Here is a 23,709-nt window from a genome sequence, read left to right on the forward strand (position 1 = left end):
CAGGGACAGATCCTGGCGGGCGACGCCGTTCGTGAGCAGATCAGCGTGATCGTACGCGAGTGGCGGCGAAACACCCAAGCACTGGCGGACGGACCGTACGGTATGGAGCGCATCCCCTTCGGCATTCAGCGGATGGACTCCCTCATCGACGGCGGCGCCCCGCGGGGCACCGTCGTCCTGCTGTCGGGGGAGTCCGGCGCGGGGGCGCGGGAGTTCATGTACACCAGTGCGGCCATCAACGGCCTCGCATCCGTCGATCCCGAGCGCCACGACCTCTACTACGGCGACCTCGCCGGGGACGCGACACTCCCCGATGAGATCCACTACGTCTCCTTTACGGCCGGTGAGTCACAGTTCCGCTGGGAACTCGCCCAGACGATGGAAGACGACATCGTCGAGGGCGGACTGGAGGCGATCACGTTCCACGATCTCTCGACGGACTTCTTCCACGACAGTCCCCTCCCCCGGGACTGGTACGCTGATCGAACACCCAGCGTGAAAGACCTGCGTTCGCGGACCGACCGCGAGGGCCTGCTCTCGGCCTTTGGCGATCTCATGTCCGACCACGCCGCCGATAACCTCGTCGTCATCGACTCCCTTACGGACCTCATCAGTGCGACCGAGGACGAGGTGTCCTGGTCGGACGTCACGTACATTCTCAAGGGCCTCCAGAAGGCTGCTCACCGCTGGAACGGACTGGTCCTCGCACACGTCAACCACGAGACGCTGTCGCCGGAGCGTCACGGCCAACTGGTCGACGCCGTCAACGGGACGATGCGATTCGAGTGGGAGTCCGGCGGCAGCACGCGCGCCCGGACGCTCGTCGTCAAGCAGTTTCGCGGCGTGCTCTCGGCACTCGAAGACGAGAACATCGTCCGCTTCGAGACCGAAATCGACGACGACGGCTTCGACATCTCGGACGTGCGCAAGATCCGCTGAGAAGGGAATACAGCCTCGACAGTGACAGTATCGAAGCTGGGAACCGGCGGCAAACCCTTAACTATCCGGTCGATGAAATCCCGGTGATGGCGAGCGAGTCGACGGACCCGGGGGACGTGACGGTGAACATCCCCGCCGAGCTACTCGAGTGGCTCGATACCCACACCGCCGAACGCGACGTCGACCGTGACGCCCTCCTCACGCAACTCCTCGAAACCTATCGCCGGACTGCCGACGGCGATACCCCCGATCCCGCGGCGGCGGGTGTCGATCGCGAGACGATAGAACACGTCGTCGAAGAGATACTCGCCCAGCAGCGGGAGGAACTCGTCGCTACCGTCGCCGCGGAAGTCGAATCCGACACGGAGACCGATAGCCTCGCCGAACGCATTGGGGATCTCGAGGCCGACTTTCAGGGCAAACTCGAGGACGTCCGCGAGCGGGTCATCCAGGTCAAACGGGAGACGGATGCCAAAGCGCCCGCCGACCATCACCACGACGCTCTCGATCGGTTGGACGCAATCGACGAGCGTCTGGATCAGTTGGCCGGCGACGTGGCTGCACTCGAAGCCGAAGTCGAGGCGCGTGCCGGCCAGCCAGCACTCGAGGCCCTCGAAGATACCGTCGAGGAGCACGCGGAGACGCTTTCGGCTCGCGAGGAGCGCCTCGCCGACCTCGAAGACAAGTTGCGGACAGTGGGGTGGGCGGTCAGCGACCTCCGAGAGGAACAGGCCGCCCGTGGAACTGATACCCTCGACCGGATCAAAACGGCCGCCGCCGGTCACGACGTCAGCCGCGCGGTCTGTGAGAACTGCGGTGAAGCCGTCGAGATTGCTCTCATGACACGGCCCGCCTGTCCGCACTGTGAAGCGGCAGTGACCAACGTCGAGCCGGCCAGCGGCTTCTTCGGCAAGCCGGCGCTGGTCACCGCCTCGCAAATCGAGAGCGGGATGGACGATGGGGCAGATCCCAATCGGGATGTCTCGGCGTCAAGGAGTGACCGGCGATGAGCGACGATGATCCGGATCGCAAGACCGGCCCTGAGGGCGTAGACGAACTCTGGGACGACGACGCGGCAGACACGAGTGGTGACAACGAGGCGACGGAGACGGACAGTGAAGACGACAGGGTAGAGACGACCGGCGAAGACGACACGGCGGAGTTGACCGGTGAAGACGACGAGACGGACCCCTTCGAGGTGATCAAAGAGCCGGAGACGGGCGATCCCTTCGACCGAATCGACGTCGAGGACCGGGACGCCGACCCCTTCGAGCGATTGGACGATCACGGCACGTCGCCGGAAGCCGACGCTGATATGGACGCTGATGCGGAGCACTTCGACGCGAGCGGTGCCGATACTGAGCCGGGAGCGGAGTCAGATCCGGCGGCGATGCCCGGCGAGACGGCGACCCAGGGGACGCCGCCCGGCGACGAGGACGATCCCTTCTCGAACCTCGGCCGCGACGAGCGGACGGGTGATCCGTTCGATGGACTGGCTGGGGAACGCGTCGATGGCGAAGACGCGACACGGCCCGATGCCGAGCTGTGGGAAGACCTCTCCCGTAGTGAGGTCGAACCCGAAACGGAGCGCCACGGACAGCGTCGGTTCGCTGAAGTGTCGAAACACACCTACTGCGAGCGCTGTGAGTACTTCTCGGACCCCCCGGAGATCGCCTGCGCTCACGAAGGAACCGACATCATCGAGTTCGTCGACTTCGAGACGGTCCGAGTCGCCGACTGCCCGGTCGTCGCCGAACGCGAACAGCTGGCCGACATGGACCGCGAGCGATAAACGCGGACGGGCAGGCTTTTCCCACTCTGGAACGTGTCATCGGCAACGATGCAATTCTGCGACGAGTGCGGGTCGATGATGCATGCCGACGGCGAGGAGATGGTCTGTCAGAGCTGTGGCTATCGCAAAGCCAAAGACCAAGAGCTGGCCGACGATTTCGTCTCGACGGAAGCTCAGAGCGACGATGACGTGATTGAAACCGAGGAGGACGCGAATTTCGAGGGGAAACCCACCGCTGACGACGTGATCTGTGAGGAGTGTGGCCACGGCGAAGCCTGGTATACTATCAAACAGACCGGCTCGGCCGACGAACCGCCAACACGTTTTTTCAAGTGCAAGGAATGTGGGCACCGCTGGCGTGGGTATAGCTGACCGAACAGCTGCGGTCGTTCACGCCTCGAACAATCTCCCGGCCCGCCGATAGATCGGTGCGCCGAGCCAATCACACTCCTCGGCAAGTACCTCGACGTCTGCCAGCGCGTCTTTGTGATCCAACATCCTGCGATCGACCAGTGCCCGCAACACGATCGGCGAAATGGCGACCCGCGCGTCAGTGGCGGCTTGGAGTTCGGGCAGTGCCCGTAGGTCGTCCGTGATGAGAAACTCTGCAGCCTGCTCGCGTGCGAGCACGGCTACGCTCCCTTCACCTGCGTCGATCCGTGCGGATTCGATCGCCCCATCGACGCGCTGGACGGTGAAGTCGCCCCGGTGATCCAGGACCAATCGTGCGGCCCTCCCGTGGGTGTCCTCGTACTCGGCCGTCTCCTGCAGTTCCGTCGCGACTGTCTCGGTCGTGTACATGTCGAATTCCGCAAGCAGAAGCTCCAGCCGGTCGATCGACGCGAGCGAGAGTAGCGCGCTCGTGTCCGCGGCGATCATGCCTCGTCGTCGAGTGCGGCGAGATCAGCAGCCAGTTCCGCCCCATCGTCGAGCATGGCTTTCGAGGCGCGGACCGATTCTGCGTCCTGGCGGCCGACGAACGTCTTCAACACGTCGAACCCGATCTCGTCGTCCAGATAGAGTTCGACCACTGCCTCTTTGAACCGTTCGTCGTCCTCGACGTCAGCCAGGTACTCCCGGAGGGCCTCTCTGACGATCGCCGTCCGGTCGGCGTGGCTCACTTCGGCAGCCACGTCGGCCTTCTCGACAAGTTCCTCCGGCAAACGGAAATTGACCCGTCGTGTCCCCATTCTTGTGTGTACGTTGTATGTACGGACTGAAAGCATTTTCCCTGGCTCTTGACACCGGGTTCACGGGGAGGCAGTCTCGACAATTCGAACCACGAGGACGGCAGTGATCTGCCCCCGGAGTCGATACGCACGCTGGAAGAGAGCGTGATGACACGAAGTCGAGCGGCGAGTGGTTCAAGAGTCGTCCACGTCCTCGGGTAGGTCAAACACGTCCTCGATTCGGGCGTCGAACTCCCGAGCGATCCGCCAGGCCAGCTCCAGCGAGGGGTTGTACTCGCCCTTCTCGACGTAGAGGATCGTCTGGCGGGTGACGCCGACGCGGTCGGCGAGTTCGGCCTGGGTAAGCCCCGCGGCTTCGCGGCGCTCCTTGATCTCCGTCTCGAAGTCCATGCTACCCCTCCAGACGCCTGGCGCGGAGCACGTTCCAGCCTTTGTGGACGACCGAGGAGACGATCGCAGCCATGCCGACCCAGACGAACACGATCTGGCCCTGCTGGACGACCGTCGCGAGAGGGTCGGTCAGATCACCACCCTGTGCGTCAATCATCAAACCGAGAACATATGCGAGGAACCCGACTGCAAAGAGGCCGTACAGCGCCCGGCTGGCGGCCGTCTGGATCAACGTTCGGACCCGTTCGTCGTTCTCCTCGATACCGAGGCGAGCGCCCAGCCACCGACTCGTCGGGACGAACCCCACGAACAGCACGCCGCCGAGCGCGATCAACGGGGCCAACTCGAAGGTGATTCCGACGTTCAGGAGCGCAATCACCACCAGCAGGTACAGGCCCCGAACGGCTCGATACACTGTTCTGGACTCCCCGAATCCGGCGTTAGATCGATTTAACATCTCATGTTAGATTTATATAACACTGCCACTTAGTTCCTGTGGGTATTGGGGGGCAAAGCGAAGGGAGTGCGACCGGACGCGAAATCGTGCTATTCGACGATGACGGCTTTGTGGGCTAGCACCGCGAGAATCTGCTATTGTAGCCCCCGCCTCCACTCGGTCGCCCAGTCAAATTGCATCGCGTTCGGTTTTGATATGCTCGACATAGCTCTCGACGACGTTCTGGATGATCACTTCGCCTGCCTCGGCAGTTGCCTCCGTCGGATCACCGAGGACGCCGGTTTCGGTGATCGTCTCGAACCCTTCACTCAACAGCCGGGCTGTCGAGATTTCGCCCTCGGGCCCGGGCTCGATATCGTCCGTCCTGACGAGACCGTCGTCGATGGCCAGAACGATCGCTGTCTCGGCGGCTCCAGCGTGAATGACGTCCTGCGTATATTCGACAGCTGCGTCGCTGAGCCCCTCGTTCAGCAATTGCATGTGTTCATCGAGATCGGCGAGTGGAATCACCGAAGCATCGAGTTCGCGGGCGATGTCTGGGGCCACAGTCGTGACTGGGCCGAAGTTCCCACCGTGGGTCGGGATGAGAACGATGTGTTCGAAGCCATGCTCGTCGAGAGATCGACAGTACGACCGGATCACGTCCATCAGCGTCTCGGGTGGGACGGTGATCGTGCCGGGGAATTCCATGTGATGGCCCGAGCAGCCGGGGCGAATCGTGGGGGCAGCGAGAGCATCGCCCAGTTCGGTCGCAATGCGTCGTGCAAGTTCGTCCCCATCGAGCGTATCCATATTCAATGGCAGATGGGGGCCATGTTGTTCAATCGACCCGACAGCCACGATTGCCGTCCGAGTTCCGTTTTCGAGGGCGGACTCGACTTCCGGCCATACCATCTCCTCAAGACAGATTGATTTCCGAGAAGACATCCACTGTTATCACTCCTGGCGGACCAAAGAACCTTGTGTCGGAACAGTACCATTCCACACGGACTCTATTTCCAGGGCGCTATCGACAGCGGCCGACACCGAAAGCGTGCGAACAGACCCTAAATCACCCTATTCGACGATGACGGTGCCCTCCATGCCGACAACCTCGTGGGGGATGCAGACGTAGCCGTGCTCACCTGTGGTTTCGAAGGTGTGGACGTACGACTGGCCGGGCTGGACGGCACCCGCTCCGTTCTCCCAGCCCTCCCGAGCGGCCTCCTCGCTGTCGAAGTCTCCGGACGCCCAGTAGTCAGCATCCTCGGGAATACCGTCGCCAACGGCCGTTACCGTGTGGGGCTCACCACCGGCAAATTTCCAGGCGACTTTCTCGCCGCTCTCGACGGTCAACTCCGCCGGCTCGAATGCTGCGGCCGTCATGTCGACGACGTGATCGGCGTCCTCGGGTACCCCCTCGACGACGTTCGGACCGCCTTCGAGGCCCGCCTGACCGCCTTCCTCACTCTCCTCGCCACTCTCGGCCGGCTGGACGTTCGAACCCACGAGCGACAGCGACAGCGGGAGATCCTCGACGGCGTCGACCAGCGCGAACTGGGCGTACAGCGTCGCGTCTGCGAACGACGCGGCGGCCCCCTGAACGTCGCCGCCAGTATCCAGCGTTTCGATGAGCCCTTCCAGGTGGCTTTCGAAGGTCTCGTAGGCGTTGTGGTCGGCCTCCTCGAGCAGATCGTGCACGCGGGCCTCCTCGAAGCTCGCGAAAGCGGACTCAGCGACGTCCAGGGCTATCTCGCGCTGGGGTCCACCCGCACTCTCGACGACGGCGTAGGCCGAGGCGACCGCCTCAGCGTTGAAAGATTTCGCTGGCGCATAGACGTCTTCGCCCTCCTCGGCCGCCGAAACCACTGTACCGATGGTCTCCTCGAAGGCTTCGTAGGTCTTCTCGTCGGCGTGCTCCAGGGTCTCGTGGTAGCCACCGGGATCGCCCTCGAAGTGCTCGAAGACACCCTGTGCGATCGTCGCCGCGCGCTCGGCCTCACCGAGCGTGTCCAGAACGGCGGCGTCGAACGCGCGAGCACTGACGAAGGCGGACTCGGCTGCACTCGTCGCCGCCGTCGTTCCGGCGGTCGTTGCGAACTCCAACAGCGTCGCCTGGGCACCCTCGTAGTGGGTCCCGACGGCCTCGTCGTCCTCGGCTTCGAACGCCTCGATCAATCCGGCGAGGTGTTCCTCCTCGAAGCGCTCGTAGAGGTCCTCGCTGACGGACTCGACCGTCTCGTGGAAGTCGAGTTCGTTCTCCTCGAAGCGCTCGAACAGCCCCTGGGCGATCGATGCGGCCTCGGCGGCCTCTCCCAGGCGGTATCGTTCGCGTGCGTCGGCGAGCCGAGCGCGGAAGAACGCAGCCTCGACCAGCGGAGCGTTCGAACCGGCGAGGGCGTCGATACCGGCGACGAGGTTCGCATCGACCGTCGAAGTGGCGTCTTCGATCGCGCCGGCGTCGCCGTTCTCGATTGCACTCTGGAGGCTTTCTAATCCCGATTCGAATCCCTCGTAGGCTTCGGCGTCGGCTGATTCGAGGGCGTCGTGGGCCATCGCACCCTCGAAGTGGGCAAAGATGTCCTGGGCGATCGTCCCAGCTCGCCCGGCCTCGCCGCCCGCGGCGAGCCAGGCAGCGTCCGCGATCCGGGCGCGATAGCCGGTGAGGGTCGCGGCGTGGGCGACGCCCGTCGAGGGGCCGCCCGTCGACGCGAGCCCGGCCGCGTCCCACCCGCGTGCCTGTGCGATCGCGATCTCTCCGACACCCGCAGCGACTTCGTCGTCGGCGACCGCGTAGCTCCCCTCGATCGCCGCCTGGACGCCCAGATCGACGTTGGTTCCCGATCGCTCGTTGTCGCCGGACCCAGCAGCCGACACCAGGCCATCGAGAGCACTTTCGACGGTATCGAAGACGGGACCATCCGCCGACTCGAGCGCGCTACGGGCGGAACTATCGGTAAAGCGATCACGGGTCCCCTCGGCGATAGATTGAGCGGCCTCGAACGCGCCCATCTCCAGAAGATAAGACACGTCCTCGATCGAGAGGGCGAGCCGCTGGAGGGCAAACGCGTCCGCCGTCGAGTCGCTGACGAGTGACTTCTGGGCAGTGATCAATTGCGACGTGGCCGTCTCGGCTGCCTCGTGGGCACGCTCAATATCGTCGTCGTTCAGCGCCGAGCGAAGGTTCCCCAGCGCCGCCTCGAACTCCTCGTAGGCCGCCTCGTCGGTCTCTTCGAGCATCTCGTGGGCACCGTACTCGCCGGTCGCTCCCTCGAAGCGCGCGAAAACGTTCCGGACGAGGTTCGAAGCTGCGTCCGCCGCTCCGGCCCGTCCGAGAGCCACGGCGTCGCGGGTCCGGGCGGCCATCGCGTTCCACTCCGCCCCAACGGCCAGGGAGGTATCGGGCTCCGCGGCCGAACTCTCACCTGTGTCGGTGGCCGTTCCCCCGGTCTCGGTGCACCCGGCCAACCCAGCCGTGGCAAACAACGCCGCTCCACTCGTCAATATCGCTCGTCTACTCGGTGGCATCAGTTTTTAGGCTTCCCTAAACAGGCATAAGTCCGTCGTTTTTTAGGCAAGCCAAAAACTTAATACGCCGATCGGATACCTGCAGTGAAGACCCGTCTCATCGAGGTCTATCCGGGCACGGTGGTCGCCGTCGAGTTCGAATCCAGACTCATTCGAGTGCGTCGAAAAGACGATCTGGTGCTGTCATCACGGCGTGGTGCTCTAGGAACCTGTCTTCCTGAAACAGACCGCACACGCCGATTGGAACACGGCGACGAAGGTCCAGGGCGAGGGACCCCACTCCTATGGGGGTGTCCGATACGGAGATACGCCAAAGATTTGCGGTTCAGGTGACGAGAAGCCAGGCCACAACCACCACGACTCCTCCGAGAGTTGTCGAGAGCAGCGACTGGACGCGCAGGCGATCGAGCAATTCGTGAGACGTTTCGGTCATCCCAGCCGCCTGATCGATCTCGCCACCGACCTCACACGAGGGCAGGAAGTCCATCGCGACGTGGAGGAACACGCCGGCCGCAAACCCGAAGACGACGGCGTTGATAGCCGGCGCACTCGGCAACGCCACCATCGCGACCGGGAGCGCGGTCAGCCCGACACCGGCCGAAGGCAACAACAGCGGCACCGCGGACTTCCCGTCGAGTGCGAGTCGACGAGCGGCGGCGTACCCTGCCGGGCCCTTGTGGGAGACGATCGCTACGCCGAGGAGGAGTCCGAGTTCGGGCATCTGGCCGTAGATGACGCCGATGATCAGCCCCGCCGAAAGAGCGTGGGCAGCCAGTTCTGTCGCCGTCGTTGTCATCGGGAGATCGAGATGGGAAAGTCGATGGCCGATGGTATGAGCGTTGTAGCCGACGAGGATCCCCGCGGCGATGCCGAATCCGCCCAGCCGCGGGTCCTGACCGATGGCTTGGGGCACGAGAAACGCCGCGGCACTCGCGATCATCGCACCGCTGGCGAGTCCATAGCCCCACACCAGCCCACGGGGATGGCGACCACTCGTACGGGCCCCGACGAGCGCGCCGCCGGCCATCGCGGCGAAGGCGACCCAGGAGATCACGACGAGTTTCCCGATCTCCGGCGGCGCGGGCCCGAACAACCCGACGGCCGTGAAAACGACGAGAAGGACTGTCGAGAGACCACCGAGGAGGAGACCGTCACCAGTGTTATTAATATATGGCTTTGATTTAATATCCATCGGATAGCCGTACCGTATCGACGAACATGAATATGTCGGTGGCCGTCGGATCGCCGACAGTCAGGAAGTCCCCCGACAAGCACCCTGAACGACGTCCTGACGTTCAGTATCGGCGGTTCGATCCGGCCGGGGAGCGATAATATCACCGACCCATCCCGTGCCGACATTTAAGCAGGTGCCGGTCGTCGGTTTCACGCGATGACACCCGAAACGAACGCCGACGTGACGATCGTCGGCGGGGGCTTTGGCGGGCTCTCGGCCGCCTGCCACCTCGCCGATGCTGGTGGGAAAGTGACGATCCTCGAGAAGAACGAACAGGTCGGCGGTCGGGCCAGCCGCCGCGAACGCGAGGGGTTCGTCTTCGATATGGGGCCGTCGTGGTATCTGATGCCAGAAGTGTTCGAGCGCTTCTTCTCGCACTTCGACCGTGAGCCCTCGGAGTACTACGAACTCGAACGGCTGGATCCACACTATCGGATCTTCTTCAAAGACGGGGACGAGGTGGACATCGAAGCCGATCGGAACGCCAACCGCGAACGCTTCGAGTCCTACGAGGCCGGGGCCGGCGAGGCCTTCGAAGAGTATCTCGCGACGAGCGAGCGTCACTACGAGACCGCGATGGAGAACTTCGTCTACGAGTATCGTCCCACCTGGCGCGACTGGATCGACCCCGCACTCCTCCGTGCGGCGCCCGTCGGGTTGAAACTGCTCGGGTCGATGCAGAGTCACGTCGAGGACTACTTCGAGCACCCGAAACTCCAGCAGATCGTCCAGTATACCCTCGTGTTCCTCGGGGGCTCGCCGAAGAACACGCCCGCGATCTACAACATGATGAGCCACGTCGACTTCAATCTCGGCGTCTACTATCCCCAGCCGGTCGATGGCGGCCCTGGCGGGATCGGAGCGGTCGTGAACGCGCTCGTCGATCTCGCCGAGGAACTGGGCGTGACGATCGAGACCGACGCTGCAGTCACGGAGATCACGCGCCGCAAGAACGGGTTCCTCGTCGAGACCGAAGACGGCCAGCAGCGCCGCCCCGATGTCGTGGTCGCAAACACCGACTACGCCCACGCGGAACAGGACCTCATGCCCGAGCACGAACGCCAGTACGACGAAACGTACTGGGAGGGCCGGACTGACGCCCCGTCGGCGTTCCTGCTGTACCTGGGTGTCGAAGGTGACCTCCCCGAACTGGCTCACCACACGCTCGTTCTCCCGACCGACTGGGACGAGCACTTCGAGGCGATCTTCGACGACCCGGCCTGGCCCGACGATCCCTCCTATTACCTCTGTGTCCCCTCGAAGAGCGACGACGACGTCGCGCCCGACGGGCACAGCAACCTCTTTGCGCTGGTGCCGATCGCACCCGGTCTGCCCGACGACGAGTCGACCCGCGAACGCTACCGCGAGAAGGTGATCGAAGACATCGCCGAGCAGACGGGTGTCGACCTCGAAGACCGGATCGTCGTCGAGGAGAGTTTCTGCGTCTCGGACTTCGCCGAACGGTACAACGCCCGCAACGGCACGGCGATGGGACTGGCCCACACCCTCCGCCAGACGTCGATGTTCCGGCCCCCCATCGAATCCGACACAGTCGAGGACCTGTACTTCACTGGCGGCGACACCACGCCCGGCGTCGGCGTCCCGATGACGCTGATCAGCGGCGAACACGCGGCCAAAGCGGTCCTCGAAAACAGTCGATGACGGCCGCGGATTCACGGCGCCTGGGTCTGGTCGGGTCACTCACGCACTTGTTGGTCCTCTCTCGTCCCCGGTTCTGGCTCTATCTCGCCGGGCCTGTCGTCGTGGGCGTCGTCTACGCTGCCGATTCGACAGCCGAGTTGATCACGCCGCTGTCGGCGGCGCTGTTTGTGTACTTCCTCATCCCCGCGAACGTCTTCCTCTACGGCGTCAACGACATCTTCGACGCCGACGTCGACGCCGAGAACCCAAAGAAAGACGAGGGGCCGGAAGTCCGCTTTACCGGCGACCGCTGGGTCGTGTTCGCGGTGATACTCTCGGGACTCCTCGCGCTCCCGTTCGCCCTCGTCGTCGGACCCGCGGGCAAAGTCACGCTCGGGGCATTCCTCGTCCTCGCTATCGAGTACAGCGCCCCGCCGTTTCGATTCAAGACCACGCCCGGCCTCGACTCGCTGTCCAACGGGCTGTACGTCCTGCCGGGCGTACTCGCGTTCACCGCGGTCGCGGGCGACCTCCCGCCGACCCCGGCGATCGTCGGCGGGTGGCTCTGGACGATGGCGATGCACACCTTCTCGGCGATCCCCGACATCGAACCCGACCGCCGGGCCGGCATCCGGACGACAGCGACCGCCCTCGGCCAGCGCGGGACCTACGCCTACTGCGGCGTGGTCTGGGTACTCGCCGCCGCTGCGTTCGCGCTGGTCCATCCGCTGCTCGGCGTCGCCCTCGCGGTCTATCCGCTCTTGCAGGTTGCCATTGCCGTCTCGGGTGTGGCCGTCGATCGGGCGTACTGGTGGTTCCCGGCGATCAACACGGTCGTCGGGATGGCCCTGACGATGGGCTATCTCTGGAGGGTGATGTACGGTGGGTGAGTTCGATCGCCGCGCGCTGGAGCGACGATTCGACGCCCTCGTCGCGGAGAACCGCTTCACCATCGCGGTGGTCTTCCCCGCGGTGGGTGCCGTGATGCTCGTCGCCAGCGCCGAGGGCTGGCTACCGGGGCCGCTCGCGTTCAACCCCGCGCTGGTGCTGTTCGGGACGGCCGTGATGCGCCTGCCGCTGATCGCCGGCGTCGCGCCGCTGGTCGATCGCCGGGCCGCCTTCGCAATCGTCGGACTCACACTGTATACTTACGGGATCGAGTTCCTCGGGGTCCTTACTGGCCTGCCCTACGGTGACTTCGAGTACGTCATCGATCTCGGGCCGATGGTGCTGGATACGGTCCCGGCAGCCCTGCCAATCTTTTTCTTCCCGCTGGTCCTGAACGCGTACCTACTTTGTCTACTCTTGCTCGGGGACCGGGCAGTGCTGACCCGAGTGCGCCTGCCGGCAGTCATCGCGACCGTCCTCGCGATGGATCTCGTACTGGATCCGGGGGCCGTGGCGCTGGGTTTCTGGGAGTACGCACCCCCGTTGGGTGGTAATGGACCCTGGGCGAGCGCGACGGCCATCCAGTTCTACGGCGTCCCGCTATCGAACTACCTCGGATGGGTTTTGAGCGCGACCGTCGCCGTTCTCGCGCTCGATCTGGGCTTCAATCGGGCCGGGTTGCTCGGCCGTCTGGAGCGGACGGGGTTCATGCTCGACGATCTGGTGAGCTTCGTGATCCTCTGGGGCGCGATCAACGCCTGGTTCGGCAACTGGCTGGCGGTCGGCGTCGCGGGACTGTTCGGTGCCGGGTTGCTCGGGACCGACCGCTTCGACTTCTCTGTCCGAGAAACGGTGCCGCTAGCCGATGCGTGGCGGTGAGTCCGGATCTGCGTGCGGACACGAGGTCGTCCGTCGTCGGAGATACCGACCGATCCTTGCCACAGTCGTCACGTCTTTGCAACCGGCCCGTCACCACGAACCATGACGCGAACAAAACTCACGGCAGCAAGAGACTCGCTCAGGACGGCAGCCGACAGTACGGAAACCAACGCCGATCGACTCGCGGACCTGGCGGCCCAACTCGACCGACTCGCCGAGGCCGACCGTGGCCCCGACCACGGCCGACTGGCCCGAATCCAGACCGCCCTCGACGAGGTCCAGCAGGCGGTCGACGACGAAACGGCGGCGACCATCGAGGACGCCCGAAGAGAGATCAGAGACTACCGAGCGACGGTCGACGGCGTATGACAGCCTCCCCGCCGTCGACGGCAGGACTCTCGCTGTCAAAGAGAAACCCCAAACGGACGACTGGTATCGCTCACGCCGAATCGCCGGCCTCCTCGATCTGCCGTTCGACATCCCACTCGAAACCGCTTGCTTCGGTGAGACGCCCGTAAAACCGTCGCAAACCCGCAGATCCCGTTTCAGGAAGAACGTGTAACTGAAGCGCCCCGTCCCGGATCGAGGCCCGGAAAACGTCGCCGGTCCCCTCGTCACGGACCAGATAGACGACCATCGGGAGGTCGTGAAAGTCACCGTAGCGATAGGGACCTCGATCCAAGACGGCTTCGAGCAGTCCCCGAAGATCCGGCTCGTCCGCAGTCGAGGGTTCGAGTCCGAAGAGTACTGACCCCGCATACGAGAGACGGCCCGCCCGATCGTAGGTCCGGCGGGGGCGAGTTGGGATCTCGAAGGCGGGAGGATCTGTCATGCAGACAGGGGGTGTTTGGACGCCCCGGGATTTGAACTCACGGGACGGCTGTTGTTGGTCGGCTGAGCCGATGGGCCATCCCTCCGGACCGTCCAGGCCGCCTACCGCATCGAAACACGGTTCGGTAGGCGTGTGCGGTAACCGTCGAACCGACGGACAGCGCCGTTACCGGGCACGGCCCTCTATCGATTCGTTGATCAGTGTCTTGTCGTGCTTCCCGCGATGGCCCGAGGACGTGTAGAGACGGACGGAAGAGCAGGCCGTGGCGGTTGCACGGTGATCGATATCCGAGTACGCGAGTGGGAGTATCGTCCAAATCGATGGAGAGTTGCTACAGCGAAAACGACACCGCGATCGCTGACGAAGAGCAAAAGAAGTCACTCGAAGCTGGCCAATACATCACTTTAAAATACTATATCTATTTTTTAGATTTATCGTATCAAACGCGCTCGTTCACCGATTGGTGGCTGGGTGCACAAAAAAGATAGACAGTCCGAAACTGGACAGCGTCCAAATCACAGTACGAACGACGAAATCGAAATCCTGCTCGTCGTCGAGCAGGAGTAGCTGTACCCGGCCGTCGATCCGGGGGCAAACGAATCATGCCACACAGTGCGTAAAACGCCAGAATATCGGCTCTTGTTCGATCGTTGTCTCACAAACTGCACGGAAAGCACGATGGTGGCGACGTGATGGTCAGATCCTTGATCCACACTCATTGAAAGACGCTTGCAACCGGAATGGTCACGATTTCGGTCGCGAACAGTCCGGAAGACGAATCAGTGTCGAACATATAATTCATGAGTTAAAGAATAGAAGCTATTTGTTTTCAAATAATTCTAGACGAGGCGTACAGAAGTGGCCAACGACTGGCCCATGACCGTCTCATTCGGATAGCACCATCGTCTCTGAACGCACCCCTTGGCGCCATCGTGAAAAACGACTGCCGCCGACCTCCTTGCCAGCGGTAGTGCATCCCGCGACACTTCTGGAGGGTAGTGAATCCCGCACAGGCGTGAATGTCACGAGAGATATACGCGACTGCGCTCGTGTCGGGAATCGAAGAGTTCCAGTTGAACCCCGCTAACCGAATATTACAAATACAGGCCGACGCTAATTAGTATTCAGACAAAATGGCTGACCGAGGATCGATTGGAGAGGAGGCCGTAGACGATCAAGCCGCCTGTTGTAAAGCGGGGCGGATAGCCGCGAAATACGGGATAGACGAGTTCCTTGACGAAACCCTCGCAGAAGAGTGGGCAGCGATGGATGGGCCAGGACTCCGAACGATCGCAAATCGGTTCAATAAACAGGTCATCCAGGTCACGCTCATCGAACAGGGAGAACCCCCACTCGACGGCGAAGAAGATCTCATCTACGATCAGTTGACCGCCGATTCGGACGATCGATCGAATCGTGTCGAACGGAGACTCGAGAAGAACGGGATCGATCCGACGCGTCTCAGAGAGGACTTCATTTCGTACAAAACGATCGATCGGCATTTCAAGAACTGTACGAGTCGGAAGCGAGAGACCGCCGATCCGATCGATACGACGGATGCAATCGACCGTATCCGTGCGATGAATCGTCGCGTAGAGAAAGTCGCGGCCAATACGCTCTCGGAACTGAACAAGCAGACGTCACTGGGCTTCGAGGATCCGGAGGTTTCTGCATCGGTAACTGTCGTCTGCCCCGAGTGCAACGAACGGAAATCGTTCACAGCTGCTGTCAAACACGGCTGTGAGTGTGATCGATCGACCGACCGGGACGAGACTAGCACGGAGGAGCCGGCTGAAGAGGGCCACAATCTGGTCTAGTTCGACAATTCATGACCGAAACGGGGAAAGGGCGGACTGCAACGGTTGAAATCAAAAATATCGGCGGAATTGAACGTCTTCGTATCGAATTCGACGAAGGAACAACGCTTTTGTCTGGGGAAAACGCGACAAACCGGACGTCCATTCTTCGAGCGATTGCTGGCGTGTTCGGGAGCGACCTCGCAACGTTGAACGCGAGTGCAGATGACGGGTTCGTCCGGCTCTCTCTAGACGGGGAGTCGTATACCCGCCGGTTGCGCCGGACGGAGTCCGGGACAGTTCGCTTCGAGGGCGACCCGTATCTCGACGACGCGACCGCCCCGGATCTCTTTGCGTTCCTCCTCGCAAACAACGAGACGAGACAGACCGTCGTCACCGAAGGTAACCTCCGGGACATCGTGATGGAACCGATTGATCTCACAGCGATCGAGCGAGAGATCACCGAGCTTCGCGATGAGCTAGATGGTGTCGACGAGCAGATAGAGCGTCGAGAACATCTCCAAAACGAGCGACTACCGGACCTTCGATCGAGACGAGACCACGCACAGACGGAGTACGAGGAAGTCGAGGCGGAACTCGAAACTAGGCAAAGAGAGCTCGCAGCTGCCGACAGAGATGTCGCCGAGTCGCGGTCACAGCGTGAGGCTGTCGACGAGACACTCTCTGAACTCAAGCAAGCCCGGAACGAACGACAGGAAACGGAACAGGAACTGACTGCCGAACGAAAAGCTGTCCAAGCAGCGAAAGAGCGACTTGCGGACATCAAGGCTGAACTGCGCGAATTGGACCCACTGGACGCCGATCGTGACGAATTACAGCGGGAGCGATCGGAGCTGTGGGACCGCAAGGAGCAACTCGAAGACCAGATCGAGCAACTGCAGACGCTGATCGACTTCAACGAGGAATTCCGGACGGACGATGCATCGCTGTTCGACGCGATCGAATCCGCGATCGACGTCGAGGCCGGATCGGCGGTGAGTCGTGGAGAGCAGCTCACCAAACAACTGCACAGTCCGGACGAAGAGGCGCTGGTATGTTGGACGTGCGGCCAAACGACCAGTCGAGCAGAGATCGAGGAGACGGTCGACGCCCTCGATCAGTATCGAGCGTCGCTCTACGAGGAGTATACCGACGTCGACGAGCGGATCGAAGCGATCGAAACCAAGATCGAGCGCCTGGACGAGCAGAGAGCCACGCGCGATCGACTGGTCGAACGGCGCGAACGAACCCAACAGGAAATCGACCGAACCGAACGGACGATCGAGAGCCTCGTCGATCGCAAAACCGGTCTGAGCGAGAATATCGACGATCTAGAGGAGAAACTGGCGTCCCTCGAGACCGACGAGGGCTATCAGCGGGTGATCGACCGCCACAAGGAGGTCAACGAACTAGAAGTTGAGCGGGACGCCCTCCAGGAACGACTCACAGACCTCGAAGACGAAATCGAGACGGTGGAGGCGGAGCTGTCCGAACTGTCCGATCTCGAAGCGACACGGTCGGAGATACGAGAGGAGTTACAGGAACGCCGAACCCGGATCGAGCGCCTCGAACAGCGGACGATCGAGACCTTCAACGAACACATGGAGGCGCTGCTGGAACGGCTCGATTTTGCGAATATCGAACGTGTCTGGCTCGAACGCAAAGAACAGTCGAGCGCCGGACGTGGTGACACCGAGACCGTCTTCGACCTCCACGTGGTTCGAAGTCACGACGATGGCACGGTGTTCGAAGACAGTGTCCAGCACCTGAGCGAGAGCGAACGGCAGGTCGTCGCACTGGTGTTCGCTCTCGCAGGCAATCTGGCTCACGAGGTACACGAAAAGATGCCGTTCATGCTGCTTGACTCCATGGAGATGATCGATGCGACACGAAAAGCGCGGCTCCTCGAGTACTTTGCACAATATCACGCGTATCTAATCGCTGTGGTCCTCTTCGAGGAACTAGATCCTGTACTAGACGAACTCGGGGCAGTAGATGTGATTGAAGTTACTGGGGATGCGTCCGAGTTGACTCCCTAGTGGCCGCGTCGAGAGGCTTGTTCGGATCGGATAGCCGTTATTGTGGGAGGTAGATACAGAAACCGCCGTTCGGACGCACGCTAATGGAGAGTTCGTCGGCTGGGTCGACCGACAGTGAATCGCGGCGGAGCACCTCACCAGTGTCGTCGTCCTGGAGTATCGTGCCGGTCCTGGATTCAGACAGAAACGACAGCGGAACGTCGATTGTTTGCTCACCACCAGCAGTGATCGAGCCGACGAACCACTCGCCACCGGACCGACGGGCGATCGTCGCTCCTGTCCCCGGTTGTCCGGCGATGAACCGCGTTTCGTCCCAGACTGCGGGGACCCGTTCGAGAAACCACTCCGCGTGCGGGCGAGCGGCATACTCGTCGATGCTGTCGGCGAAGTGTTGGAGACCGGATTCATAGACGACCGAGAGGGCGAGTTCGTGGCCGACGGTCGTGTGTCTGTTCTCTGCCGAGAGCGTCACGGGCGTGTAATCCATCGGTCCGACGACGTTGCGCATGTACGGCAGGACGGTGTTGTGTGTCGGAGTCAGCGTCGCCCACTCGTAGTGTTCGGCTCCTTTGACGGCCTCGTAGGTGAGGACGTGTGGCCAGCGAGCCTTCATCCCGGTCGGGAGCAAGGAACTGTGGAAGTTGACCATCAGTTCGTATTCGGCAGTTGCCTGTAGCAATTGGTCGTAAAACTGCATTCGACCCTGTTCGTTGGCGTCCATGACGTCGATCTTGATGCCGTCGACACCCCAACGCTTCCAGCGTGAGAGCTTCACTTCACGCTCCTCGGGATCATAGAGGTCCGTCCAGTGTGTCCAGATGAACACGCCAACGTCTTTGGCCGCCGCGTACTCGACGACGTCCGGCATCCACTCTGCCTCCCACCCTTCGTCAATGAGGACGTATTCCCAGTCGCGTGCACTTGCGTAGTCGATATAATCCTTCTGTCGGTCAGGGTTCGCGGCGCTGTCCCACTCAGACCACCACGACCAGGCAACTCGACCGGGTTCGATCCAGTCGGTATCATCGATCTGTGAACCCTCGACCAGTGCCGGGACGAGATCGGATTCGACGACGGTTTCGAGACTGCCGAGAACGATCACTCTCCAGGGAATCTCGAAACCACTCGTGGTCCGAACGGGAAACTCAGGATGTTGGAAGTACATCCGATCGTCTTGCGGATCGGCCCCGAGCTGGGAGGGCATAAACGAACCGTCGACATCGGCTTCGGTGAGGAGAACCCACTGATCGTCGTAGATCTTGAACAGCCCCGGCATGGAAAAGGTCCCCGCGGCGTCGAACACTGACGTCTGATGGATGTCCGTCTCGTGGCCGGTCGCGTACGGCGAGAGCCACGAAATCGTCCGGCGGGGAAACCGGATACCTGCCTCTTGCTGGAACGTAAGCAAGACGCTCGTGTCGGGAAATCGAAGCCGGAACGCGACCCCGTTGGCGGAGACGCGGATATAAAACTCGAGGCGTTGACCGTTCGATAGATCACAGGAGAAAACGCTCTCTGTCGCTCGATACGTGTGTTCCCGTTGCTTGCCAGTGACTGTCGAAAACTCCCGGTGGATCTGACGCTCCGTCCGACTGATCGATATGATAGAGACCTCTTCATTCCCCTCAGACCCGTCGGATACGGGATCAGTGAGTCGGAGAGGGGACGGTTTGATTAGCTGTCGACCCTCGTTCGAGATAGCCATTGTCTGTACCGTCCCGCCAAGAGAAAGGTCAACGGTGATGTCCGCTTCGGGACTCTGTACCGTTGGCATATCCGAATACACGGTACATCAGTACATAAACGCCACTACTGCTGGCTCGGCGGTGTTTAGTTACGCCTGAAAAGTGAGGCGGGAGAATTTTCGGATGGTCTATGACCGAAATCACCTCCCTCAGCGACAGTAGGCGGGAGAGTATTCGATGTCGTTTTGCTGACTATCACTTTCGAATACAGTATCTAAAATTGACTGTTTCGGTTCCCAACGGTCGCACAAAGCAGGCCACGATTGGGTGCAGAAAGCTGATCTACAGCCAGTTGGCGGGAAAAACCCGACTCAGATCGCGCTCGACGAAACCGTGATTTGAATCAATGATCGAAAGTACTGGCTACACGCCACAACAAACCCTGAAATGAGTAAATTGCGTGTGTTCGGCTGTATTCGACGACCATGACTGCGTTGACCGAGATATTCTCTCAGGAACTCTGTGAGATACACGATGTCGAAAACGCCGTGTTTCTCGTTGATACTGCTACCATCCCCAAACTGAGCTGTAACGAGCCGAACGCCGATTGTAAGTTGAACGTCGCGGAAACCGGAACAGCGTCGAACGTATCTTCGCGAGATAAGACGCCGAACGTTTTTGTTCTCAAACTATTTCAGTCAACGTCGGGCCGCAAGCAGCCGAAAATTGGTTTCAAAGCTTCGTAACATAACCAGTCATAGAATCAGTCACAGCTAGAGTAGAGATGGTCACTGTATGAGCGTATTGCTCATTGAAACTTTGATCAAGCACCGAAATTCTTAACAAGTCGTGTGTGTGTTATTTTGCACTGACATGCCTTCCACAAAATCCGGGACTGAACAATTAGCGTCAGCACTTCACCGTGGGCTCTTAGGGCTGTTTCTCGGACTAGTTGGTCTATTTGCTATCGAGTTAGCAGGGAGACTTCTGGTAGGGGACTACCTGATCGGTACTATCGGTGCGATCGTTACACTTGGGATAGCCTACTGGATACTCTCGCTCTTTTTGGAAGGCCTTCACGAAAGATGAGCCGGTAGTCTGTTCAACTGTACTGATCGACTCACGAACTCCGTGAGAATCTTTCTATGACACGCTCTCGTAACATGGTAGAATTCTTTCAATCAAAAATTACAGTTCACACAGACAAAGTATTTGGCAGTGCCGCGTTACGGATGCGATATGGGAAAGAGACCGACACCTGCATATATTACTGGGACGATCTTCGCAGCGGTTTTGAGCGTTGTTGGGGTGTATCTCCCGTGGGTTCAGAAACAGCCAGTTGGTTATACTGATGGACAACCCTACTACACGGCTGAATTTGTGGCAGGCTTGGAAGCTGGCTTTGATGGGGGTGACCCCTTCATCATCTTACTCGTTGTAGCCGTTGTCGTGGTGGTCATATTGGCACGATACCGCACTTGGAGTCCGGATATTGCGCTCATCGGTGTTGGTGCCGTGACATTCTTGCTGTTCGGAAATACCTTCCTCGACTATTGGTCAGTTGAAAGGTATGCAGTCCAACCGGGGTTGTTTCTCCTGGTTATCAGTGGCCTCATCTTCATTTTCGTTGGCGCGGGTGCAATTCTCAAACGGGAATTTTCAACCCACATATGAAATAGTCGAATATAATAGATGAATGGTAGACTGTTCATACACAGTAGTAGTGTCACACTCATATCGGTGTGACAGACACGGTTGCGTGGTGACCGCGCGGGTATGATCGGTCCGAACGGCCCGCCAATTGTCGGTCACTCGGATAAAACACCACCCATCGGCGGTTTCAATACTGCTCTGGCGGTACTGATGTCGGTGGCAGGAGACCTCCGATAGAATTAACAACTGGAATCTACTTAGTTACTACGAGAACAATGCAAAAGAGAAGGGTCCGCAATCATAACGACAAGTATGTCGTGTTCTTCGAATTCGACGACGAACAGGACGAGCTCGACGAGATCGAGGAACCGCTGTCAAAGCCGACGCGACAATCAACGGAGTCCTGAAATGACCGAACGACGCTGGGATCCAACGTTGCAAGAATGGGTCATCACTGCAACCCATCGCCAAGAGCGTACCTTCAAACCCCCGGAAGATTACTGCCCGTTTTGTCCGACCGAGGAAGACGCTGAGTATCCCACGGCGATTCCCGATCCGGAGTACGACATGGCTGTCGTCGAGAATGGATTTCCGTCGCTGCAGCCCGATCCGCCGGCCCCCGCGGTCGACTCGACCGCCCTCTCCCCGGTCGAGGAAGCCAACGGGCAATGTGAGGTCGTCCTCTTCACGGAGAAACACGACGGACAGATGTCCGAAGAACCCGTCAGTCGCTTCGTGAAGCTGGTGAAGATGTGGCGCGACCGCTACGAAGAGTTGGGTGCGGTCGACGACCACGAGTACGTCTACATTTTCGAGAACAAAGGCGAAGAGGTCGGTGTCACACTCGAGCACCCACACGGGCAGATATACGCCTACCCGTTCGTGCCGCCAAAGATCGAGCGAGAGCTGGAGTCGAGCGAACAACACCTCAAGGAAGAAGGTCGGTGCTTGTTCTGTGACCTCATCGATTCCGAAATCGAAGACGGTCGACGGATCGTCGCGCAGAACGACTCGTTTACCGCGGTCGTCCCGTTCCATGCCCGCTGGACCTACGAGGTGCACGTCTACGCGAACGATCACGTGCCGTCGATGGCCGAGTTCACTGCCAAGACTGAACGCGATCTCGGTACACTCCTCAAGGCAGTCCTCCAGCGGTACGACGCGCTGTTTGGCTTCGAGATGCCCTACATCATGGCGACCCACCAGCAGCCGACCAACGGGAAGGCCGAAGACTACGCGCACTTCCACATGGAGTTTTACCCGCCCTACCGGACCGAAGACAAACTGAAGTATCCCGCCGGCAGCGAGCGTGGCGCCGGGACGTACATCAACAACAAACTTGCCAAGGAAGCCGCTGCAGAACTTCGAGACGCAATATAATTGTTCATCGACCGTGCAGCCGAGCGCGCCGGCCCATACGATTGGGATTCGCCTGTTCTCTCGGATCTGCTTTACTGACTGTCCGCGTGTTTTCCACAGTATCACGAACACTCTATGGCGCTTTCGATCACCACGAACGGTCGGGACAGTGTCTCTTGCAGCCGACGCCAGCTCAGCCCGGTATCAGTTCGCTCGTTGCGCGAGTGAATGCGTCGTCACGGCGCTCGTGGCTTTCCTGACCACAGTGGCTGTCGCCCGCTCGCGTTTCTAACCGGCGATCTATTTGATTGCGATTATCCGAATATATGATTAAGCATCAGATGTGAGTACCCGATCGCGAGCAGTTCAGGTCTCTCGGCCGGAGCACAATCCGACAGCTATTTAATGTCGTCTGTGGGGAATAGACATATGAGGCTGACTGATAAAAAGATCCTCGTGACCGGTGGTGCAGGGTTGATCGGATCGGCGCTGGCGGAGCGACTTCTCGACGACAACGACGTCGTCATCGTTGATGACCTCTCGAACGGGATCGCGGAGTCCGTCCCGGAGGCTGCGACGTTTGTCGAAGGTGACCTGACCGACGAGGCTGTCGTCGCCGAGGCGATCGACGCCGAGACGGATGTCGTCTTCCACCTGGCGGCCGACAAGTACGTCAACGCCGATCAACCGCGAGAACAGTTCGAAACGAACGGCGAAATGACCTACAACATCCTCGAACGGATGAACGAGGTCGGCGTCGAACACATCGCCTTTACCTCTTCCTCGACGGTGTACGGCGAAGCACCGCGGCCAACGCCGGAGGACTACGCGCCCCTCGAACCGATCAGCGAGTACGGTGCGGCGAAACTCTCAGAGGAAGCGCTACTGTCGGTGTACGGACACAACTACGGCTTTAGGACCTGGAACTTCCGGTTTGCGAATATCGTCGGGCCGCGCTACGGTGCTGGCGTCGTCCCGGACTTCATCTACAAACTCCAGCAGGACCCGGAATCGCTGACGATCCGGGGGAACGGACTCCAGGAGAAATCCTACATGACCCTCGAGGACTGCATCGACGCGATGTGTTATGTCGTCGAGAACACCGACAAGCCGGTCAACACGTACAATCTTGGCACGCGAACGACCACCTCCGTCAATCGGATCGCCGATATCGTCAGCGACGTCATGGGTGTCGACCCCGAGTACGAATACACCGGTGGAGACCGCGGGTGGAGCGGCGACGTCCCCAAGATGCGCCTCTCGATCGAGAAGCTCGCCGCGCTCGGTTGGGAACCGACAGTCCCGAGCGATCAAGCCGTCCGAGAAGGTGCCCAAGCGATCCTCGAGAACGCCGAGAACGAACCCCACCTGAGCTAGGCTCAAGACGGACTGTCGTTGTGTTGTAATTCGGTCCGGCGTCGGCGTTGT

The 23,709-nt window shown here is 60.7% G+C and carries 23 protein-coding genes; 14 read left to right on the plus strand and 9 right to left on the minus strand.

The annotated features are described in order from the left end of the window. Window positions 1–102 precede the first annotated feature (102 nt). The 4 genes from BN2694_RS09185 to BN2694_RS09200 all read left to right on the plus strand — a co-directional run bounded on the left by BN2694_RS09185 (window position 103) and on the right by BN2694_RS09200 (window position 3,103). A complete protein-coding gene (locus tag BN2694_RS09185) occupies window positions 103–939 on the plus strand; it encodes an RAD55 family ATPase (RefSeq protein WP_135665532.1) in 837 nt (278 codons plus the stop codon). Window positions 940–1,025: 86 nt separating this feature from the next. Then, window positions 1,026–1,949 (plus strand): hypothetical protein, encoded by a 924-nt coding sequence (locus tag BN2694_RS09190; RefSeq protein WP_135664267.1) that lies wholly within the window; start codon window positions 1,026–1,028, stop codon window positions 1,947–1,949. Beyond that, entirely contained in the window at window positions 1,946–2,731 is a 786-nt protein-coding gene (locus tag BN2694_RS09195; protein ID WP_210408934.1) for a hypothetical protein, read from the plus strand. The genes BN2694_RS09190 and BN2694_RS09195 overlap by 4 nt, the downstream gene beginning before the upstream one ends. 48 nt (window positions 2,732–2,779) lie before the next feature. Then, window positions 2,780–3,103: a transcription factor S gene (locus BN2694_RS09200; protein WP_135664269.1), complete on the plus strand. Its 324-nt coding sequence runs from the start codon at window positions 2,780–2,782 to the stop codon at window positions 3,101–3,103. 18 nt (window positions 3,104–3,121) lie between these two features. Here BN2694_RS09200 and BN2694_RS09205 read toward each other — a convergent pair whose 3' ends face one another. From BN2694_RS09205 to BN2694_RS09235, 7 genes are all read right to left on the minus strand, one after another. Next, complete coding sequence (locus BN2694_RS09205) at window positions 3,122–3,610, minus strand: hypothetical protein (RefSeq protein WP_135664271.1); 489 nt, start codon at window positions 3,608–3,610, stop codon at window positions 3,122–3,124. Continuing rightward, entirely contained in the window at window positions 3,607–3,921 is a 315-nt protein-coding gene (locus tag BN2694_RS09210; RefSeq protein ID WP_135664273.1) for a ribbon-helix-helix domain-containing protein, read from the minus strand. The genes BN2694_RS09205 and BN2694_RS09210 overlap by 4 nt, the downstream gene beginning before the upstream one ends. Window positions 3,922–4,095: 174 nt before the next feature. Continuing rightward, window positions 4,096–4,311 (minus strand): helix-turn-helix transcriptional regulator, encoded by a 216-nt coding sequence (locus tag BN2694_RS09215; RefSeq protein ID WP_135664275.1) that lies wholly within the window; start codon window positions 4,309–4,311, stop codon window positions 4,096–4,098. Window position 4,312: 1 nt separating this feature from the next. Continuing rightward, window positions 4,313–4,726, minus strand: a complete 414-nt coding sequence (locus BN2694_RS09220) for a hypothetical protein (protein ID WP_135664277.1) — start codon at window positions 4,724–4,726, stop codon at window positions 4,313–4,315. Window positions 4,727–4,936: 210 nt separating this feature from the next. Beyond that, window positions 4,937–5,695, minus strand: coding sequence for a creatininase family protein (locus BN2694_RS09225; RefSeq protein ID WP_135664279.1), 759 nt, complete (start codon window positions 5,693–5,695; stop codon window positions 4,937–4,939). 129 nt (window positions 5,696–5,824) lie between these two features. After that, on the minus strand, window positions 5,825–8,275 hold the full coding sequence (locus BN2694_RS09230) for a DUF5059 domain-containing protein (RefSeq protein WP_135664280.1): 2,451 nt from the start codon (window positions 8,273–8,275) through the stop codon (window positions 5,825–5,827). A gap of 325 nt (window positions 8,276–8,600) precedes the next feature. Further along, window positions 8,601–9,467: a ZIP family metal transporter gene (locus BN2694_RS09235; RefSeq protein ID WP_135664282.1), complete on the minus strand. Its 867-nt coding sequence runs from the start codon at window positions 9,465–9,467 to the stop codon at window positions 8,601–8,603. 198 nt (window positions 9,468–9,665) lie between these two features. Between BN2694_RS09235 and BN2694_RS09240 the strand changes: the two genes are divergently transcribed. From BN2694_RS09240 to BN2694_RS09255, 4 genes are all read left to right on the plus strand, one after another. Continuing rightward, window positions 9,666–11,171, plus strand: coding sequence for a phytoene desaturase family protein (locus BN2694_RS09240; protein WP_135664284.1), 1,506 nt, complete (start codon window positions 9,666–9,668; stop codon window positions 11,169–11,171). Beyond that, window positions 11,168–12,040, plus strand: a complete 873-nt coding sequence (locus BN2694_RS09245; protein WP_135664286.1) for a prenyltransferase — start codon at window positions 11,168–11,170, stop codon at window positions 12,038–12,040. The genes BN2694_RS09240 and BN2694_RS09245 overlap by 4 nt, the downstream gene beginning before the upstream one ends. After that, on the plus strand, window positions 12,033–12,917 hold the full coding sequence (gene cruF, locus BN2694_RS09250) for a bisanhydrobacterioruberin hydratase (RefSeq protein WP_135664288.1): 885 nt from the start codon (window positions 12,033–12,035) through the stop codon (window positions 12,915–12,917). The genes BN2694_RS09245 and cruF overlap by 8 nt, the downstream gene beginning before the upstream one ends. A 102-nt stretch (window positions 12,918–13,019) precedes the next feature. Then, a complete protein-coding gene (locus tag BN2694_RS09255) occupies window positions 13,020–13,286 on the plus strand; it encodes a DUF7553 family protein (RefSeq protein WP_135664290.1) in 267 nt (88 codons plus the stop codon). A gap of 70 nt (window positions 13,287–13,356) precedes the next feature. Here the strand turns inward: BN2694_RS09255 and BN2694_RS09260 are convergent, their stop codons facing one another. After that, a complete protein-coding gene (locus tag BN2694_RS09260) occupies window positions 13,357–13,749 on the minus strand; it encodes a hypothetical protein (RefSeq protein WP_135664292.1) in 393 nt (130 codons plus the stop codon). Between the two features lie 1,133 nt (window positions 13,750–14,882). On the opposite strand from BN2694_RS09260, the gene rdfA reads away from it, so the two are divergent. Together rdfA and BN2694_RS09270 are read left to right on the plus strand one after the other, a co-directional pair. Beyond that, on the plus strand, window positions 14,883–15,566 hold the full coding sequence (rdfA, locus tag BN2694_RS09265; RefSeq protein ID WP_135664294.1) for a rod-determining factor RdfA: 684 nt from the start codon (window positions 14,883–14,885) through the stop codon (window positions 15,564–15,566). 11 nt (window positions 15,567–15,577) lie between these two features. After that, the gene (locus tag BN2694_RS09270) at window positions 15,578–17,584 is read left to right on the plus strand and encodes an archaea-specific SMC-related protein (RefSeq protein ID WP_135664296.1); all 2,007 of its coding nucleotides are present in this window, start codon (window positions 15,578–15,580) and stop codon (window positions 17,582–17,584) included. A 37-nt stretch (window positions 17,585–17,621) separates the two neighbouring features. Here BN2694_RS09270 and BN2694_RS09275 read toward each other — a convergent pair whose 3' ends face one another. Continuing rightward, window positions 17,622–19,358, minus strand: a complete 1,737-nt coding sequence (locus BN2694_RS09275; protein WP_135664298.1) for a glycoside hydrolase family 97 protein — start codon at window positions 19,356–19,358, stop codon at window positions 17,622–17,624. 1,150 nt (window positions 19,359–20,508) lie between these two features. On the opposite strand from BN2694_RS09275, the gene BN2694_RS09280 reads away from it, so the two are divergent. From BN2694_RS09280 to BN2694_RS09290, 4 genes are all read left to right on the plus strand, one after another. Then, window positions 20,509–20,943: a hypothetical protein gene (locus tag BN2694_RS09280; protein WP_210408935.1), complete on the plus strand. Its 435-nt coding sequence runs from the start codon at window positions 20,509–20,511 to the stop codon at window positions 20,941–20,943. A 254-nt stretch (window positions 20,944–21,197) separates the two neighbouring features. Next, on the plus strand, window positions 21,198–21,329 hold the full coding sequence (locus BN2694_RS17925; RefSeq protein ID WP_280176673.1) for a hypothetical protein: 132 nt from the start codon (window positions 21,198–21,200) through the stop codon (window positions 21,327–21,329). Window position 21,330: 1 nt separating this feature from the next. Further along, a complete protein-coding gene (gene galT, locus BN2694_RS09285) occupies window positions 21,331–22,302 on the plus strand; it encodes a galactose-1-phosphate uridylyltransferase (RefSeq protein WP_135664300.1) in 972 nt (323 codons plus the stop codon). A 408-nt stretch (window positions 22,303–22,710) separates the two neighbouring features. Next, window positions 22,711–23,658, plus strand: coding sequence for an NAD-dependent epimerase/dehydratase family protein (locus BN2694_RS09290; RefSeq protein ID WP_135664302.1), 948 nt, complete (start codon window positions 22,711–22,713; stop codon window positions 23,656–23,658). Window positions 23,659–23,709 lie beyond the last annotated feature (51 nt).

It is taken from the genome of Halorhabdus rudnickae (genome assembly GCF_900880625.1).
Taxonomy (GTDB): domain Archaea; phylum Halobacteriota; class Halobacteria; order Halobacteriales; family Haloarculaceae; genus Halorhabdus; species Halorhabdus rudnickae.